Raw genomic sequence first — 16,359 nt, forward strand, 5'->3', positions numbered from 1 at the left:
CGGTCATGGGGAGCCCGCGTTGATCGAGAGCGGCGCGCGGGAAGCTGAGGCCGGCGCCCTTGACCGCCGCACGGACCGCTGATCTGGAAAAATGAGAATTGCACGGAAGTCGAGGGAGTGTCCGTAACCGCTATTCTCACGGATCCGGCCGATTTCCCAGGAGAGAATCATGGGCGACTATTACGATCTCGGCTCGCACAGCCGTCCCGTCACCACGTCCTCCGCCGATGCTCAACTCTGGTTCGATCGCGGCCTGATCTGGACGTATGCCTTCCATCACGAGGAAGCGGTCGCCTGCTTCGAAAAGGCGGCCGAGGCCGATCCTGAGTGCGCGATGGCCTATTGGGGAATCGCCTACGCGCTCGGTCCGAACTACAACAAGCCCTGGGAATTCTTCGACGGCGAGGAACTGGTCCGAACGGTCGAACGCACGCACAGCGCGGTGGAGCGGGCCCATGAGAAGGCCGCCCGCGCCACCCCGGTCGAACAGGCCCTCATCGGCGCGCTGCGGGCCCGCTATCCGCAGTCGCAGGCCGTCGAGGACTGCTCGGTGTGGAACGAGCCCTACGCCGACGCGATGCGCGTCGTCTACGAACTGGCGCCCGGCGACCAGGACATCGCCACCCTCCATGCCGACGCCGCGATGAACCTCACCCCCTGGCAGCTGTGGGATCTCAAGACCGGGCAGCCGGCCGAGGGCGCCCGGACCACGGAGGCCAGGGCCGTGCTGGAGCGGGCCCTCGCCACCGAGGCCGGCGTGCGCCACCCCGGGATCCTGCACCTGTACATCCATCTGATGGAGATGTCCCCGACACCGGAGCAGGCCCTCACCGTCGCCGACCGCCTGCGCCGCCTCGTGCCCGACGCCGGGCACCTGCTGCACATGCCCTCACACCTGGACGTCCTGTGCGGCGACTACCGCCAGGTGGTCTCGGCCAACAGCGACGCGATCGCCGCCGACGAGAAGTACCACCGCCGGTCCGGCGCGATGAACTTCTACACCCTGTACCGGGCGCACAACCACCACTTCAAGATCTACGGCGCCCTGTTCCTCGGCCAGTCGCAGGTCGCCCTCGACACCGCCGCCCAGCTGGAAGCCGCCATCCACGAGGACCTGCTCCGCGTTCAGAGCCCTCCGATGGCCGACTGGCTGGAGGCCTTCCTGGCCATGCGCGTCCACGTCCTGATCCGCTTCGGGCGCTGGGCCGAGATCCTCGAACTGCCCGCCCCCGCCGACCCGGAGCTCTACGCGACGACCGCCGCCATGCGGCACTACGCCCGGGGCGTCGCCCTCTCCGCGACCGGCGAGGTCGACCGGGCGGAGGCCGAACGCGAGCTGTTCCGCGCGGCGGTGGGCCGGGTGCCCGGGACACGGATGCTGTTCAACAACACCTGCGAGGACATCCTCGCCATCGCCTCCGCCATGCTGGACGGCGAACTCGAATACCGCAGGGGCCGGCACGACCTCGCTTTCGCCGCCCTGGAACGCTCGATCGAGCTCGACGACAACCTCCCCTACGACGAACCCTGGGGCTGGATGCAGCCCACCCGTCACGCCTACGGCGCACTGCTGCTGGAACAGGGCCGTGTGGCGGAGGCGGAGGCCGTCTACCGTGCCGACCTCGGCCTCGACGACACCCTGCCCCGCCCCCTCCAGCACCCCGGCAACGTCTGGGCGCTGCACGGCTTCCACGAGTGCCTGCTCCGGACGGGCAAGACCGGCGAGGCGGCCCTCGTGGCCCACCAGCTCAAGCTCGCGACCGCGCTGGCGGACGTACCGATCCACGCGTCCTGCTACTGCCGCCTGGACACCACGCCCGGGCCGCCGCAGCAGGCCGACGGGTGCTGCCACTGACGCCGGCCGGTCACGGCCGGTTCAGGCCCGCGCGCTCCAGCGCCCTGGTCATGGCCGGCCGGTCCCGCTGCCGCCGGCCGGGATCGGCGGTCAGGGACATCAGGAGCTCCGGTGTCAGGCGCCGGTTCTCCGCGTGGGTCAGCAGGGACTCCGCGTGCCGGGCCGACGTCGCGCCGTGATCCTCGTCGGCGATCGTGCGCAGCACGTCGGCCCGGTCGGTGAAACGGCTCATCCCGCAGTCGAGGCCGTCGTCGCCCAGGGTGCCGGGGTAGGAGGACCGGGCCCACGCTCCGTCCTCCCACCAGTAGACGCAGCCCAGTTCGTACCCGCTCGCCAGATCCTTCAGCTGCTCGTGGGGGAGCCAGTCCGGAGCTCCGGCCAGCATGTCGACCGGCGGCTCGTGCCACTTGACGCCGCTCGACTCGTCCTCGCCGAAGAGCACGTACCGCCCCTCGCCCCGGGGCGCGAAGCCCCACCACGTGCAGCCGGAGTCGTCCAGATGGAGGCCCTCGCCGTCCACCCAGGTGCCCGTGCGGTGGTGCCGCTCCTGCTCGCCCTCCGTGGTGGCCTCCAGTACGGCGATGAGCGCCCAGCGTGCCCACAGCACCTCGGCCGAGGGGAGGTCCCCGGGCAGCCCCGGCCGGTTGATGGTCGTCATGCCCCGTCCTCCGGGCTCGTCGCGTTGATCATGATCGGGGCAAGGCTCTCACGGACCGGACCACCGTGCGGCACGTTTGAGCTGCCCCTGCACGGTCACTCGTGTGGTGATCCCGTAGTCGGACACGACTTGGAGTGAACGAACCGTGGCTGGAGACCAGAAGGGCAAGGCCAAGGCCGAGCAGGCCAAGGGCAAGGCCAAGGAGACGATCGGCCGCGCGGTGGGCAACGAGCGCCTGACGGCCGAGGGCCGGGCCGAGCAGTCGAAGGGCGACGCCCGGCAGGCCAAGGAGAAGACCAAGGACGTCTTCAAGCACTGAGGTCACGTGGTGGTGCCGCGTCCCCGTGGCGGGGCGCGGCACACCACCATGCGGTCAACCGGTCGTAGGAGATCGGCCCCGCGTCCCGTGAGTCCCGGTCGGCCTCACGGTGGCCGCTCAGGACCAGGGCATGCCGAGCGGGCAGCAGGTCCGCTCCACCGCCGACACGGATACCGCCTCGCCCACCAGGGCCGCGACCCGTTGGTACGGCGGAATCAGCGACGCCCGCCGGCTTCGGCCGCCCCGCGCCGCACCTCTCCCCGGACAGCGCAGGACCAGGCGTCAGGCAGCCGGTCCTCGTCCTGATGACCCCGCTGTGCCCTCCGCGCGGTGGGGTCACTGCGCGTCGGCCTCTGGAACGTGCCGGCGATGCGCGCCCGCAGCAGGCGTGCCGGTTCCAACTCGCCCCACCTCTTGACGTGTTGATTGCCGTCCTAAAACATTCGGGATGCTCGATTGATTCTGCGCGGTTCTGTTCGCTCCCGAAGGGAATCCATGTCCAGCAGACATCGCCTCGCCCGGACGGCACTGGCGATCACCGTCCCCCTGGCACTCGGCGCGGGTCTCGTGACCGTGCCTCCCGCCGCCGCTGCCGCAGATCCGCCCGCGAGTGCGGTGACGGTACGGATCGACCCGTCCTACCGGCAGCAGGAGTTCGAAGGGTGGGGGACCAGCCTGGTCTGGTTCGCCAACATCACCGGCCGCTACCCCGAACCCATCCGGCAGAAGCTCGCCGACATGCTCTTCGGCGAGGACGGGCTCCGCCTCAACATCGCGCGCTACAACATCGGCGGCGGCAACGCCCCCGACGTCCGCAAGGACTACATGAAGACCGGCGCGACGATGGACGGCTTCTGGAAGGCGCCCGCGGGCACCACCAGGGAGGACACCGACTGGTGGAACCCGGACGACCCCGGGCACTGGGACTGGTCCGCCGACGCCGGCCAGCGCTGGTGGGTGGACCGTGTCAAGGACAAGGTGACCCGCTGGGAGGCGTTCAGCAACTCGCCGCCCTGGTTCCAGACCGTCAGCGGCTACGTCTCCGGTGGCTTCGACGCCAACACGGACCAGATACGGGCGGACCGCGTCGACGACTTCGCCACCTACCTGGTCAAGGTCACCGACCGGCTGGAGAAGAAGCACCGCATCAGGTTCGACACCATCGCCCCGCTCAACGAGCCCAACACCAACTACTGGGGCACCCAGATCGGCCCCGACGGACAGCCCACCGGCGGCCGCCAGGAGGGTGCGCACGCCGGACCCGAACTTCAGCAGAAGGTCGTCCTGGCCCTGCACCGCGCACTGAAGAAGGCACGGACCGGCGCCACCATCTCCGCGATGGACGAGACCAACCCCAGCACCTTCGTCCGCAACTGGAACGCCTACGACAGTTCCGCCCGGGCCGCCGTCGACCAGCTCAACGTGCACACCTACGGCACCGGCATGCGCACCAGCGCCCGCGACAGCGCCAAGGCGGCGGACAAGCCGTTCTGGATGAGCGAGGTCGAGGGCACCTGGGGGACCGGCACCGACTTCACCGGCATGGAACCGGGGCTCGGCATCGCCACCCGGGTCGTCGAGGACATGCGTGAACTGGAGCCGTCCGCCTGGGTGTTGTGGCAGCCGGTCGAGGACTCCATCCCCCAGGCGCAGGCCGGCAAGAACTGGGGCGGCATCCACATCCCGTTCAACTGCACGGCGAAGGACACCCTGGAGACCTGCCCGGTCAAGGCCAACACCAAGTTCGACACCCTGCGCAACTTCACCCACCACATCCGCCCCGGCGACCACTTCGTCAAGGCCGACGACCCTTCCAGTGTCGCCGCCGTGCGCAAGTCCGGCCGCGGTGCGACGGTGGTGCACGTCAACAACGGCACGACCCCGCGCGCGGTGACCCTGGACCTCTCGAAGTTCCGCCGGGTCGCCCCCGGCGCCACCGTGACCCCCGTCGTGACCAGCGCCTCCGGCGCACTCGTCCGCACAGCGCCCGTCAGGGTCGAGGACGGCTCGGCCACCGTGACCGTCCCGGCGAAGTCGGTCACCACGCTCCTCGTCGACGGCGTCTCCGGCACCGCGAAGGACGCCGCGCTCGTCCAGCCCGGTCACATCTACCGTCTCCAGGGCGCCCAGAGCGGCAAGTCCCTGGCCCCGGCCGCCGAGGCCGACGGCGTCGTCGTCCGTACGTCCGATCCTTCCGCCAAGTCCCAGCTGTGGAGCGTGAAGCAGCTGACCCGCGGCAAGGGCAACCGCGAGCGTTACGCCCTCGTCAACGCGGCCGACGGCAGGCGCCTGGCCGTACGCGACAACGAGGCCGTACTCGAGGACGGGGACACACCGGCCGCACAGTGGATCATGTCCACCACCGGCGACGGCACCTGGACCTTCGTCAACGCCGCGACGGGCCGCCTCCTCGACGTCGTCAACCAGTCGACGGCGGACGGCGCCCGCGTGTCGGCCTTCCTCCCGACCTCCAACGCGAACCAGCGCTGGGGAGTGACCGACGAGACGGTCCTGCGGACACGACCCGCGGCAGCGTTCACCGTCCCCGGGCGCGTCCCCGACCTGCCCGGCACCGTGACGCCCGTCTTCCGTGACGGCGCCCGGGGCGCGCTCCCGGTCGAGTGGGCGCTGCCCCCCGAGTCGCGCTGGCGCAAGCCCGGTACGGTTCGTGTGCAGGGCAGGGCCACCGACGCCCTCGGCCGGACCGTCCCGGCCGAGGCGGTCGTCACCGTGGACACCATCGCCTCGACCCTCCCGGCCCGCGCCAAGACCTACACCGGCGGACGGCCCGACCTGCCCGCCACGGTCACCGGCGTGGGACGGCAGGGCGGGGCGGCCGACCTCCCGGTCACCTGGGACTCCGTACCCGAAGGCGCGTTCGGCGACGCCGGCGTGGTGATCCTGCGCGGAACGGCCCGGGTGCCCGGCGGAGCAACGGCCGCGGCGACCGTACGCGTCCAGGTCACCGCGCCGAAGGAGACCAACTCGGCGCGCGACGAGGGCGTCACGGTCGGCGCGACCTACACCGAGAGCGGCTACTCCGCCGAGGGCCTGCGCAACGGCACCACGTCCGAGAAGGCCTGGTCGAACTGGAAGTCCGGCACGAAGAACCCGTCCGACACCATCACCCTCACACTGCCGGAGGCACGCGATCTGACCCGGGTCGTGACCCACTTCCACCGTGACGGGACCAACGTCAGCTTCGCGGAGTCCCTCAAGGTGCAGGTGCGTGGCACCGACGGCACCTGGTCCGACGCGAGCGACCAGGTCGCCGTCGGCACCGAGGGAACGCCCGTGACCGACGTCCCGGTGCGTGCGACCGGTCCGGTGACGGGGGTGCGCGTGGCGATGACGGCCCGCCCGGGCGGCTACATCACCCTCGGGGAGATCGAGGTCTTCGCCAAGGCGCCGGGCGCTTCCGCCGACGCGGCGGCCGCGTCGATCGCGGTGGACGGCACGCCCCTGAGCGGCTTCGAGCCGGACCGGACGGACTACCGGGTGGCGGTCGACCGCCCGGACCGTGCCGAGATCACCGCCACAGCGCGCGACCCCTACGCGAAGGTGACGGTCCGGCGGGACACGACCGAGGGCAAGAAGGCCCACATCGTCTCCGTGACCAGCGAAGACGGCGCACAGGCACGGGAGTACAGGGTCGAGCTGACCCGCCGGTGACACACGAAAGCGCGGGGCCCGCACGCCCCGCGCTTTCGTCTTCCGGGGTCAGACCGCCGGGGCCGGGTACGTCGGGTACTCCACGCCGGAGACGTGCTGCACGACGCGGATGACCTGGCACGAGTAGCCGAACTCGTTGTCGTACCACAGGTAGAGGATCGCGTTGTCGCCGTCGACCTTGGTGGCGCCGGCGTCGACGATCGAGGCGTGTCGCGAGCCGATGAAGTCGCTGGAGACCGCGTCGGGAGCCGTGGTGAAGTCGATCTGGCGCTTGAGCGGCGAGGTCAGGGAGACATCGCGGAGGTGGTCGAGGACCTCCTCGCGGGTGGTCTCGCGGCCGAGCCGCAGGCTGAGGATCGCGATCGAGACGTCCGGGACCGGGACGCGGATCGAGCTGCCGGTGATCGGCGCCTTGAGGTCGGGCAGCGCCTTGGCGACGGCGGAGGCGGCACCGGTCTCGGTGATGACCATGTTGAGCGGCGCGGACCGGCCGCGGCGGTCGGCCTTGTGGTAGTTGTCCAGCAGGTTCTGGTCGTTCGTGAACGAGTGAACCGTCTCGACGTGGCCGCGCTGGACCCCGAACTCGTCGTCCATCGCCTTCAGCGGCGGCACGATCGCGTTCGTGGTGCAGGACGCGCAGGACAGGATCTGCTCGTCCGGCTTGATCGTGTCGTGGTTGACGCCGTGCACGATGTTGGGGACGTCGCCCTTGCCGGGCGCGGTCAGCACGACCTTGTCGATACCGGGGCGCAGGTGCTGGGACAGGCCCTCGCGGTCGCGCCACTTGCCGGTGTTGTCGATGAGGATGGCGTCCTTGATGCCGTACGCCGTGTAGTCGACCTCGGACGGGTCGTTGGCGTAGATCACCTTGATGGCGTTGCCGTTGGCGACGATCGTGCTGTTCGCCTCGTCGACGGTGATCGTGCCTTGGAACTGGCCGTGGATCGAGTCGCGGCGCAGCAGCGAGGCGCGCTTGACGATGTCCTGCTCGCCACCCCCGCGCACGACGATGGCCCGCAGCCGCAGGCCGTTGCCCGAGCCGGACTTCTCGATGAGCAGACGGGCCACGAGCCGGCCGATGCGGCCGAAGCCGTAGAGGACGACGTCCCGGCCCTCACGGCGCTCGATCTTGTTGGCGCCCGTGGCACCGGCGACGGCCTCGGCGGTGAACTCCGCGACCGACAGCCCGCGGTCGTCCTCACGGTACGTCGCGGCGAGCATGCCGATGTCGATCTGGGACGGACCCAGGTCGAGTTCGGCGAGGGTCTGCAGGAACGGCAGCGTCTCGGTGACCGAGAGCTCCGCACCGGCGATCTGCCGGGCGAAACGGTGGGTCTTGAGGATGCTCACCACCGACTTGTTCACCAGGGAGCGGCTGTGCAGCAGGACCGTCACGTCCTGCTCACGGTGCAGCTTCCCGATGATCGGGATCATCGACTCCGCGATCTCCTCGCGGATCTTCCAGTTGGTGAACGAGTCGTCGTTGACAGTCACGAGTCCATCTTTCGAGCTAGGCGGCGCTCATATGTTAAACCGTCGATTTCCCGATCTTGAAGGGGGTGCCCCCGACCCCCGTTCTGCGGGCACTCCGCGCGCCCCTGAGGGCAGGACTTGAGAGGATCGAAAGCGGATCTTCCGCGCGAAGGAGGGACCATGGACTACGACTCCGTCGCTGACGAGCTGTACGCCCTGCGCCCGGAGGAGTTCACCGCCGCCCGTGCCTCCGCCATGGCCTCCGCCCGCACCGCCGGCGACCGGGAACTCGCCGAGCGGATCCGCACCTTGCGCAAGCCCAGCCTCGCCGCCTGGGTCAGCAATCTCCTGGTCCGCAGCAGCCCCGGGGAGGTCGAGCCGCTGCTGCGCCTGGGGGAGGGGCTGCGCCAGGCCCACCAGGACCTGGACGGCACGCAGCTGCGCGAGCTGAGCCGCCGGCAGCACGCGCTGATCCGCGCCCTGTCCCTCCAGGCCCGGCAGCTCGCCAAGGAGGCCGGCCATCCGATCGGGGAGAGCGTGCAGCGCGAGGTCGAGAACACGCTGCACGCCGTCCTGGCCGACCCCGAGGCCGCCGAGGCCTGGGCAGGGGGTCGCCTCGCCAAGCCGCTCAGCGCCGCCGTCGGCTTCCCCGCCACCGCCGAGGGCGTCCGGCCGCAGCACCCGGTGGCCCGTCCCGCACCGGCCCCCTCCCGGCCGGGCAAGAAGGGGAGTGAGCAGCAGCGACGCAAGCTCGCCAAGGCCCGGGAGGACGCCGAAGCAGCCGAACGCGAGCTGAGGGGGCTGCGGGACGGGGCGGCCGCCGCGGGCCAGGAGGCGACGGAGGCGAAGCAGCGGGTGGACGGCCTCCAGCGGCGCGTCGAGGAGCTCACCGGCGAACTGGAACAGGTGAGGGGCGAACACGAGCAGGCCCGCTTCGCCGAACGGGCGGCCCGGGAGCGGGCGCGCACGGCCGACCGCCGGGCCCGCGAGGCCGGCCGCAGGGCCGCGACCGCCGCCGCCCGGCTCGAACGCCTGACCTCGCCCTCGTCGGACGCGTGACCGTCCGTCCGGCACGGCGGTGCGCGGCCCCCGGGGTCCGGCGGAGCGTCATCATGGCCACTGTGACGGAGTTCACACCCCGTAAGTGGGCTGCCCTGCAAAGCCTCCATGCGCGACACCAAAATTGAACCGTTCGTTTTCTTGAATCGCTCGTGTTTGTGTGGCTAGGTTGGGCGCATGACCGCATCCGGGAACCCGACCACAGCCGAGGAGCTGCGCGGCGCCGGCCTGAGGGTGACGGCCGCCCGCGTCGCGCTGCTCGAGGCCGTGCGGGACGGTGACCACCTCGGCGCCGAGTCGATCGCCTCCGAGGTGCGCGGCCGTGTGGGCCACATCTCCGTCCAGGCCGTCTACGAGGGGCTGCACGCACTCACCGCGGCGGGACTCATACGCCGCCTCGACCCACCCGGCAGCCCGGCCCTCTACGAGGGGCGGGTCGGCGACAACCACCACCACCTCGTGTGCCGGTCGTGCGGAGCCGTCGCCGACGTCGACTGCGCGGTCGGTCACGCCCCCTGCCTGACCGCGTCCGACGACCGCGGCTTCGCCGTCGACGAGGCCGAGGTCATCTACTGGGGTCTGTGCCCCGCCTGCTCCACCGCCGGCAGTACCTGAGCACGTGATCCACCCGAGCGTTCCCGCGTACCCGATCCACCCGAGCGTTCCCGAGCACGTGATCCACCCGAGCACCGTGATCCACCCCGTCCGGAAGGATTTCCATGACTGAGAACCACGACGCGATCGTCACCGACTCCAAGTCGGAGGAGACGGGAGGCGGTTGCCCCGTGGCCCACGGCCGCGCCCTGCACCCGACCCAGGGCGGTGGCAACCGCCAGTGGTGGCCCGAGCGGCTCAACCTGAAGATCCTCGCCAAGAACCCCGAGGTGGCCAACCCCCTCGGTGAGGACTTCGACTACGCCGCCGCGTTCCAGGCCCTCGACCTGGCGGCCGTGAAACGCGACATCGCCGAGGTGCTCACCACCTCGCAGGACTGGTGGCCGGCCGACTTCGGCAACTACGGCCCGCTGATGGTCCGTATGGCCTGGCACAGCGCGGGCACCTACCGCATCAGCGACGGCCGCGGCGGCGCCGGTGCCGGCCAGCAGCGCTTCGCCCCGCTCAACAGCTGGCCGGACAACGGCAACCTCGACAAGGCCCGCCGCCTGCTGTGGCCCGTGAAGAAGAAGTACGGCCAGAGCATCTCCTGGGCCGACCTCATGATCCTCACCGGCAACGTCGCCCTGGAGCAGATGGGCTTCGAGACCTTCGGCTTCGCCGGCGGCCGCGCGGACGTCTGGGAGCCCGAGGAGGACGTGTACTGGGGCCCCGAGACCACCTGGCTCGACGACAAGCGCTACACGGGTGACCGTGAGCTGGAGAACCCGCTCGGCGCCGTCCAGATGGGCCTCATCTACGTCAACCCCGAGGGCCCCAACGGCAACCCGGACCCGCTCGCCGCGGCCCGCGACATCCGCGAGACGTTCCGCCGCATGGCGATGAACGACGAGGAGACCGTCGCGCTGATCGCCGGCGGCCACACCTTCGGCAAGACCCACGGAGCGGGCCCGGCCGACAACGTCGGCGCCGACCCCGAGGCCGCCTCCATGGAGGAGCAGGGCCTGGGCTGGCGCAGCACCTACGGCACGGGCAAGGGCGGCGACGCCATCACCTCCGGCCTCGAGGTCACCTGGACCAGCACGCCCACCCAGTGGAGCAACGGCTTCTTCAAGAACCTCTTCGAGTTCGAGTACGAGCTCGAGCAGAGCCCGGCCGGCGCCAACCAGTGGGTGGCCAAGGACGCCCCGGAGATCGTCCCGGACGCGCACGACTCCTCGAAGAAGCACCGTCCGAAGATGCTCACCACGGACCTGGCGCTGCGCTTCGACCCGATCTACGAGCCCATCTCCCGCCGGTTCTACGAGAACCCGCAGGAGTTCGCGGACGCCTTCGCCCGCGCCTGGTTCAAGCTGACCCACCGTGACATGGGCCCGAAGTCGCTGTACCTCGGCCCGGAGGTCCCGGCCGAGACCCTGGTGTGGCAGGACCCGCTGCCCGAGGCCCAGGGCGAGGCCATCGACGACGGCGACATCGCGACCCTCAAGACCAAGCTCCTCGAGTCGGGCCTGTCCGTCTCGCAGCTGGTGTCCACGGCGTGGGCCTCGGCGTCCACCTTCCGCGGCAGCGACAAGCGCGGCGGTGCCAACGGCGCCCGTATCCGCCTCGAGCCGCAGCGCGGCTGGGAGGTCAACGAGCCCGACGAGCTGGCGCAGGTCCTGCGGGTCCTGGAAGGCATCCAGCAGGAGTTCAACTCCGGCGCCAAGAAGGTCTCCCTGGCCGACCTGATCGTCCTCGGCGGCACCGCCGCCGTCGAGAAGGCCGCCAAGGAAGCCGGCTTCCAGGTGGAGGTCCCCTTCACCGCGGGCCGTGTGGACGCGACGGAGGAGCACACCGACGCCGAGTCGTTCGAGGCGCTCGAGCCGACCGCCGACGGGTTCCGCAACTACCACGGCAAGGGCAACCGCCTGCCGGCCGAGTTCCTGCTCCTGGACCGCGCGAACCTGCTCACCCTGAGCGCCCCCGAGATGACCGTCCTGGTCGGTGGCCTGCGCGTACTGGGCGCCAACCACCAGCAGTCCCAGCTCGGCGCCCTCACCAAGACGCCCGGCTCGCTGACCAACGACTTCTTCGTCAACCTGCTCGACCTGGGCATCGAGTGGAAGTCGACGTCCGAGGACCAGACCACGTTCGAGGGCCGTGACGCCGCCACGGGCGAGGTCAAGTGGGCCGGCTCCCGTGCCGACCTGGTCTTCGGCTCGAACTCCGAGCTGCGCGCCCTCGCCGAGGTCTACGCGAGCGACGACGCGAAGGAGAAGTTCGTCAACGACTTCGTCGCGGCGTGGGTCAAGGTCATGAACCTGGACCGGTTCGACCTGGTCTGATCACCCCCGCATGACAGGACGCCCGGGCCGGCAGGCCCGGGCGTTCCCGCTGGTTGCCTGAGGGACCGTCAAGGACCGTTCAAGGTAAGAACATCACTTACCCAACTCTCGCCATGAAACGGCAAGGATCCCGGACGGCCGCGCATTCGGGCATACGTTCTGGCCGTGAACTCACATGCCACCTCCCACAGAGGCACCGGCCCCGAACCGCACCCCTTCGCCGGTGCACGGCCGACCACCGACGGCACCGCCCGCCGCACCCTGCTGCGCACCGCGCTGACCGGGGCCGCGACCCTCGGCGCGGGCCTCGGTGCCACCGGCACGGCCACCGCCGCCCCCACCACTCCCGGCCCCGCGGCGCCGCGACCCGGCACCCCGGACGAGGCCCTGAGGGAGCTGGCCGCGGGCAACCGCCGCTGGCGCACCTACCGGGAACGCCACCCGCACGAGAACCCCGCCGTCCGGCGGACGCTGGCCACCTCCCAGCACCCCTTCGCGCTCGTGCTCGGCTGCATCGACTCGCGCGTGCCCCCGGAGCTGGTCTTCGACCAGGGCCTGGGGGACCTGATGACCGTGCGCACCGCCGGTGAGGTGCTGGACGAAGCCGTGCTCGGCAGCGTCGCCTACGGCGTCCTGGAACTCGCCATACCGCTGGTCGTCGTCCTCGGCCACCAGTCGTGCGGCGCGGTGCGGGCCGCCGTGGCGGCGGAGCAGTCGGGGGAGCGCCTGCCCGCCCACATGCAGTACCTGGTCGACCAGATAGGCCCGGCCATAGACCACGGCCAGGAGGGTGACGCCAGGATCGACGCGACCGTGAGCGCCAACGTCCGGCTCGTACGCTCCCGGCTGGCCGCGGAACCCGAACTCGCCGCCAGGATCGGCACCGGCAGGCTGGCGATCGTCGGTGCCCGCTACGAACTGACGACCCAGGCCGTGAACCGCCTCGCCTGAGACCCCGCCCGGTCCGCCGCACGCGGCAGCGGACCGGGCCATCCCGTCACACCCGGAGCGGATTGAAGCGGGCCGCGGCCATCAAGTACCAGGCGGTCGCCCCGGTGTGCCGGTAGGGGTAATAGCCGAAGCCGAACCCCGTGTCCAGCGGACTGCTCGCGGACACCACCCCGCTGCGCTCGGGCAGTGCCTTGCCTCCGACGGTCTGTGTGCCGCCCAGCAGGGCCTGGGCCTGCTCGATCGAGGCGAGCAGTCGCCGTGCGCGTGTCTCGTCACCGCGGGCCCCGCGGTCGCGCAGGGCGAGCGCGAGATGTGCCGTCCCCTCGAACCACACGCCGTTGCGGTCGGGCTTGGGCTGGCCGTCGGCGATCGGCGCGTCCTCGTTCGCGAGCAGGCTCACCGAGCTGAACGTGACGCCTTCGTACGACTGCCCCGCGGGCACCGTACTGTTGGTGCGCCCGGAGTGATCCAGGACGGCCAGCTCCGTCACCGCCCAGTCCAGGGAGCGGGAGTGGCGGCGTGACTCCAGCGCGAGGTGCGTCCAGGTCTGCGTGTCTTCGGGAATCGGGGACTTGTTGACCGTCACGCCGTCGTTCGTGCCGGTGTGGAAGAAGCCCCCCGACGGCTCCCACATCCGCTTCACGAACGCCTCGGCCCGGGCTCGCCGCTCCCGCCACACCCGGTCGCCGGTGAGCAGGGCGAGCCGCCCGAAAAGACAGACCAGGTCGGTGTTGTGCTCGGTCGAGGTGAACGGCAGCCTCTGGTTCGCCCCGTCGACCCCGAACTTGTAGCCGCCGAGCGGCTCGTCGGTCCGGCCGGTCCGCTCGATCCACGCGCCGATCCGGACAGCCCCGGTGAGGAAGCGGCGCGCCCCGGTGCGGCGGGCGAGGGCGCTGAGCGCGATGCCCGCCCAGGCCATGTCGCCCACGGCCGTGCCGGTGAAGCCGAACTGGGTCCCGACGTTGGCGGTGCCGTCCGCCCGTACGAAGCCGTCGGGCTGGAGCGAGCCGTCGTAGAAGGTGTACGGCCCGGTGTTGTAGGCCTGCCGGAGCCTGCCGTCGTCGTGGGTGGGGTCGTGGTCCTGGGCGTAGAGCAGGGCGTCGCCCAGGGCCTTGGCCCGGGCCAGACCGGCCGGGGTCCGGGCCGCGAGGTGGGCCAGGATCGCGAGGGCGTTGTCATAGGTGAACGCGGTGCTGAACAGTCCGGCCTGGTCGGTGTAGCTCTGTGTCAGGCGGATGCGGCCCTGGTCGGGGTAGGCGTCCATGGCGGCGGCGAGGAAGGCGTGCCCCCGGGCCGGGCCCGAGGAGGGGCGCGCACCGGCGGAGCCGGCTGCGAGGGCCTGGCCCGTGCCTGCGGCGGTGAGCGCCGCGGCACTGATGCCGAGTCCGGCACCGATGAGCGAACGCCGGCTGAGGGCCGGGCCTTGTCTGCCAGTCATGGATCTCCCTTGAGAGCGCTCTCAATCAGTGGCCGCTCATTGTGCTGGCGCTCCGGGGTGGGGTCAACGCTCCGGTCGAAAGGGAGAGTTGCCGGGGAAGGTGAACGAGGAATGGATCACTGGCAGACGATCTCGTCACGCGGCGTGTAGTGCGTGCGGTACGGCTCCCGCTTCACTTCCCGGCCGTCCTCGTAGAACACCCGCTCCACGGTGACGTCGAACCCTTCGAGCGGCGTCTGCGGCACGCACTCCTTGTCGTCGCTCACCTTCTTCCCCGGCTTCGTCACGTTCTCGCGCGGACCCGTGACCGACTTGATCTCGTCGTACCTGCGGGTGCCGAGGAAGGAGACGGTGACGGAGGTGTCCGTGGACTCGGCCTGGATGTAGATCGCCTTGCCGGAGTCGTTGGTGAACCGCAGGTCCAGACTGCCCCAGGCGACCGTCGCCTCGCGGCCCTCCGGGTAGCGCTCGATGTAGAACGAGTGCGCCCCGTGCTCCACGGGCTTGACCCCGGCGAAGAACAGCGCGTTGTACAGGGTCGTCGCCACGGACGAGACGCCACCGCCGGACGCCTTCTGGAACTTGTCGTCGAGGATGATGATGCCGTCCATGAAGCCGTTGGCCTCGGTGCGCTCACCGACGGTCCGGTTGAAGCTCCAGGTCTCGCCCGGATCCACGACGGAGCCGTTGATGAGTTCCACGGCCCGGCCGATGTTCTTCGTGCGGTACTCGGCCGGTTCGAAGTTGACGGTGAAGGAGGACATCTTCTCCGTCAGCCCCAGCTCCGCGGCGTTCTCGCGGGTCACCTCCGGCTGGGTCCGGCGCACCTCCACCTCGCCGCCGCGGTCGGCGCCCGACTTGGTGAGCAGCGGCAGCACGGCCTTGCGGAGCGCCTTGTCACTGACCGTCTGTCCCACCGTGGCGTCCTCGATCACCACGGCCTTGTCGCCTTCCGGCCGCAGCTTCGCGTTCTCGGCGGTCGTGGTGATGTCGTCCAGCGGGCCGGCCACGGCGGCTTCGGTGCGCAGGCCCTTCGCGTCGAGCTCCGGTCTCAGTGCGCCGCTGCCGTCCGGCCGCATGGTCAGATGATCGCCCAGGGCCTCCTGGCCGACCGTGAACCGCTTGCCGGCGGCGGTGAGCGTGACGGGGCCCGACATGGCCGGCTCCGCGAAGCCGCGCACCGCCTGCCGCACCTGGTCGGCGGTGACCTTCGGCCGGGTCTGACGGGTGGGCAGGGGAGCGGCGGTCCCGGTGCGGCCGCGCAGGAAGGAGTCGCGCAGGGGCCCGACCGCGGCGTTCACGTCCAGCGCGTACCCCGTCCGCGGTGCGACGGTCTTCACATGCCCGTCGTCGAACGCGACGGCGCCGTCCCTGACCTTCTGGTCGAGCCCTTTCGCCAGCTCTCCCAGGGCGGCGCGGGCCTTGCCCTCGTCGAGGTCGACGACGGGTTCGATGTCGCCGCCCGAGCGGAAGAGTCCGCCGAACACGCTGAGCGGATCGGCGCCGGTGCGCGCGGCGCGGTCGACGGTCTCCTGGACGTCGTAGGAGAGGCCCGCGCGCTGCGGATCGACGCTGCCGGTGCGGTCACCGACCTTCACGGGCAGCTCCCGGGCGCCGGCCGCCCCGAGCTCCCGTTCCAGCTTCCGCACCGCCTCCGCGCGGCTCAGCCCCCCGATCTCCACCCCGCGCACGGTCGTACCGGAGTCGATGTGGCCGCCCGTGAGGACCAGCCCGGCGAGATACAGACCGCCCACCCCCACGGCCAGCGCGCCGCCGGCCAGGGCGAGGGGCGGGAGGGAGGTGATGCGCGGGACGGAGGCTGTACGGGGGCGCATGGGTCTCCTGAGGATCGATACGAGGGTGCACCCGTGACGCGACGCTGCTGCGGGCAAACACATCCAGCTATCCACACATCGGGGGCAAACCGATATGGCCCAGACCACTTATGTCCGAGATCATTCCGGAATCGGCGAAACCGGCCCTCCCGCCGGACCC

General features: G+C 70.9%; 11 protein-coding genes. 7 read left to right on the forward strand and 4 right to left on the reverse strand.

Annotated elements, in window-relative coordinates; genetic code table 11:
- Positions 1–169 precede the first annotated feature (169 nt).
- Positions 170–1,855 (forward strand): hypothetical protein, encoded by a 1,686-nt coding sequence (locus BJ965_RS37170; RefSeq protein ID WP_184915920.1) that lies wholly within the window; start codon positions 170–172, stop codon positions 1,853–1,855.
- 10 nt (positions 1,856–1,865) lie between these two features.
- Here the strand turns inward: BJ965_RS37170 and BJ965_RS37175 are convergent, their stop codons facing one another.
- Complete coding sequence (locus tag BJ965_RS37175; RefSeq protein WP_184915923.1) at positions 1,866–2,513, reverse strand: hypothetical protein; 648 nt, start codon at positions 2,511–2,513, stop codon at positions 1,866–1,868.
- 145 nt (positions 2,514–2,658) lie between these two features.
- Here BJ965_RS37175 and BJ965_RS37180 point away from each other — a divergent pair, with 145 nt between their 5' ends.
- Both BJ965_RS37180 and BJ965_RS37185 read left to right on the forward strand, forming a co-directional pair.
- On the forward strand, positions 2,659–2,832 hold the full coding sequence (locus BJ965_RS37180) for a CsbD family protein (protein ID WP_078615249.1): 174 nt from the start codon (positions 2,659–2,661) through the stop codon (positions 2,830–2,832).
- Positions 2,833–3,327: 495 nt separating this feature from the next.
- On the forward strand, positions 3,328–6,504 hold the full coding sequence (locus tag BJ965_RS37185) for an RICIN domain-containing protein (protein WP_184915927.1): 3,177 nt from the start codon (positions 3,328–3,330) through the stop codon (positions 6,502–6,504).
- A gap of 48 nt (positions 6,505–6,552) precedes the next feature.
- Here the strand turns inward: BJ965_RS37185 and BJ965_RS37190 are convergent, their stop codons facing one another.
- A complete protein-coding gene (locus BJ965_RS37190) occupies positions 6,553–7,998 on the reverse strand; it encodes a glyceraldehyde-3-phosphate dehydrogenase (RefSeq protein WP_184915931.1) in 1,446 nt (481 codons plus the stop codon).
- Positions 7,999–8,157: 159 nt separating this feature from the next.
- Here BJ965_RS37190 and BJ965_RS37195 point away from each other — a divergent pair, with 159 nt between their 5' ends.
- From BJ965_RS37195 to BJ965_RS37210, 4 genes are all read left to right on the forward strand, one after another.
- A complete protein-coding gene (locus BJ965_RS37195; RefSeq protein ID WP_184915934.1) occupies positions 8,158–9,036 on the forward strand; it encodes a hypothetical protein in 879 nt (292 codons plus the stop codon).
- Between the two features lie 177 nt (positions 9,037–9,213).
- A complete protein-coding gene (locus BJ965_RS37200) occupies positions 9,214–9,651 on the forward strand; it encodes a Fur family transcriptional regulator (protein ID WP_184915937.1) in 438 nt (145 codons plus the stop codon).
- A gap of 104 nt (positions 9,652–9,755) precedes the next feature.
- The gene (katG, locus tag BJ965_RS37205) at positions 9,756–11,975 is read left to right on the forward strand and encodes a catalase/peroxidase HPI (protein WP_184915940.1); all 2,220 of its coding nucleotides are present in this window, start codon (positions 9,756–9,758) and stop codon (positions 11,973–11,975) included.
- A 165-nt stretch (positions 11,976–12,140) separates the two neighbouring features.
- Positions 12,141–12,926, forward strand: coding sequence for a carbonic anhydrase (locus tag BJ965_RS37210; RefSeq protein WP_184915944.1), 786 nt, complete (start codon positions 12,141–12,143; stop codon positions 12,924–12,926).
- A gap of 46 nt (positions 12,927–12,972) precedes the next feature.
- On the opposite strand, the gene BJ965_RS37215 is transcribed toward BJ965_RS37210, so the two are convergent.
- On the reverse strand, positions 12,973–14,364 hold the full coding sequence (locus BJ965_RS37215; RefSeq protein ID WP_184915947.1) for a Tat pathway signal sequence domain protein: 1,392 nt from the start codon (positions 14,362–14,364) through the stop codon (positions 12,973–12,975).
- 116 nt (positions 14,365–14,480) lie between these two features.
- On the reverse strand, positions 14,481–16,199 hold the full coding sequence (locus tag BJ965_RS37220; protein WP_184915950.1) for a VanW family protein: 1,719 nt from the start codon (positions 16,197–16,199) through the stop codon (positions 14,481–14,483).
- Positions 16,200–16,359: the final 160 nt, after the last annotated feature.

It is taken from the genome of Streptomyces luteogriseus, assembly GCF_014205055.1.
GTDB classification, from domain to species: domain Bacteria; phylum Actinomycetota; class Actinomycetes; order Streptomycetales; family Streptomycetaceae; genus Streptomyces; species Streptomyces luteogriseus.

What these genes read in the sequence shown, in the direction of transcription:
- BJ965_RS37185 (WP_184915927.1), top strand. Translation starts at nt 3,328, where the DNA reads ATGTCCAGCAGACATCGCCTCGCCCGGACGGCACTGGCGATCACCGTC.
- katG (WP_184915940.1), top strand. Translation starts at nt 9,756, where the DNA reads ATGACTGAGAACCACGACGCGATCGTCACCGACTCCAAGTCGGAGGAG.
- BJ965_RS37195 (WP_184915934.1), top strand. Translation starts at nt 8,158, where the DNA reads ATGGACTACGACTCCGTCGCTGACGAGCTGTACGCCCTGCGCCCGGAG.
- BJ965_RS37220 (WP_184915950.1), bottom strand. Translation starts at nt 16,199, where the DNA reads ATGCGCCCCCGTACAGCCTCCGTCCCGCGCATCACCTCCCTCCCGCCC.
- BJ965_RS37175 (WP_184915923.1), bottom strand. Translation starts at nt 2,513, where the DNA reads ATGACGACCATCAACCGGCCGGGGCTGCCCGGGGACCTCCCCTCGGCC.
- BJ965_RS37200 (WP_184915937.1), top strand. Translation starts at nt 9,214, where the DNA reads ATGACCGCATCCGGGAACCCGACCACAGCCGAGGAGCTGCGCGGCGCC.
- BJ965_RS37170 (WP_184915920.1), top strand. Translation starts at nt 170, where the DNA reads ATGGGCGACTATTACGATCTCGGCTCGCACAGCCGTCCCGTCACCACG.
- BJ965_RS37215 (WP_184915947.1), bottom strand. Translation starts at nt 14,364, where the DNA reads ATGACTGGCAGACAAGGCCCGGCCCTCAGCCGGCGTTCGCTCATCGGT.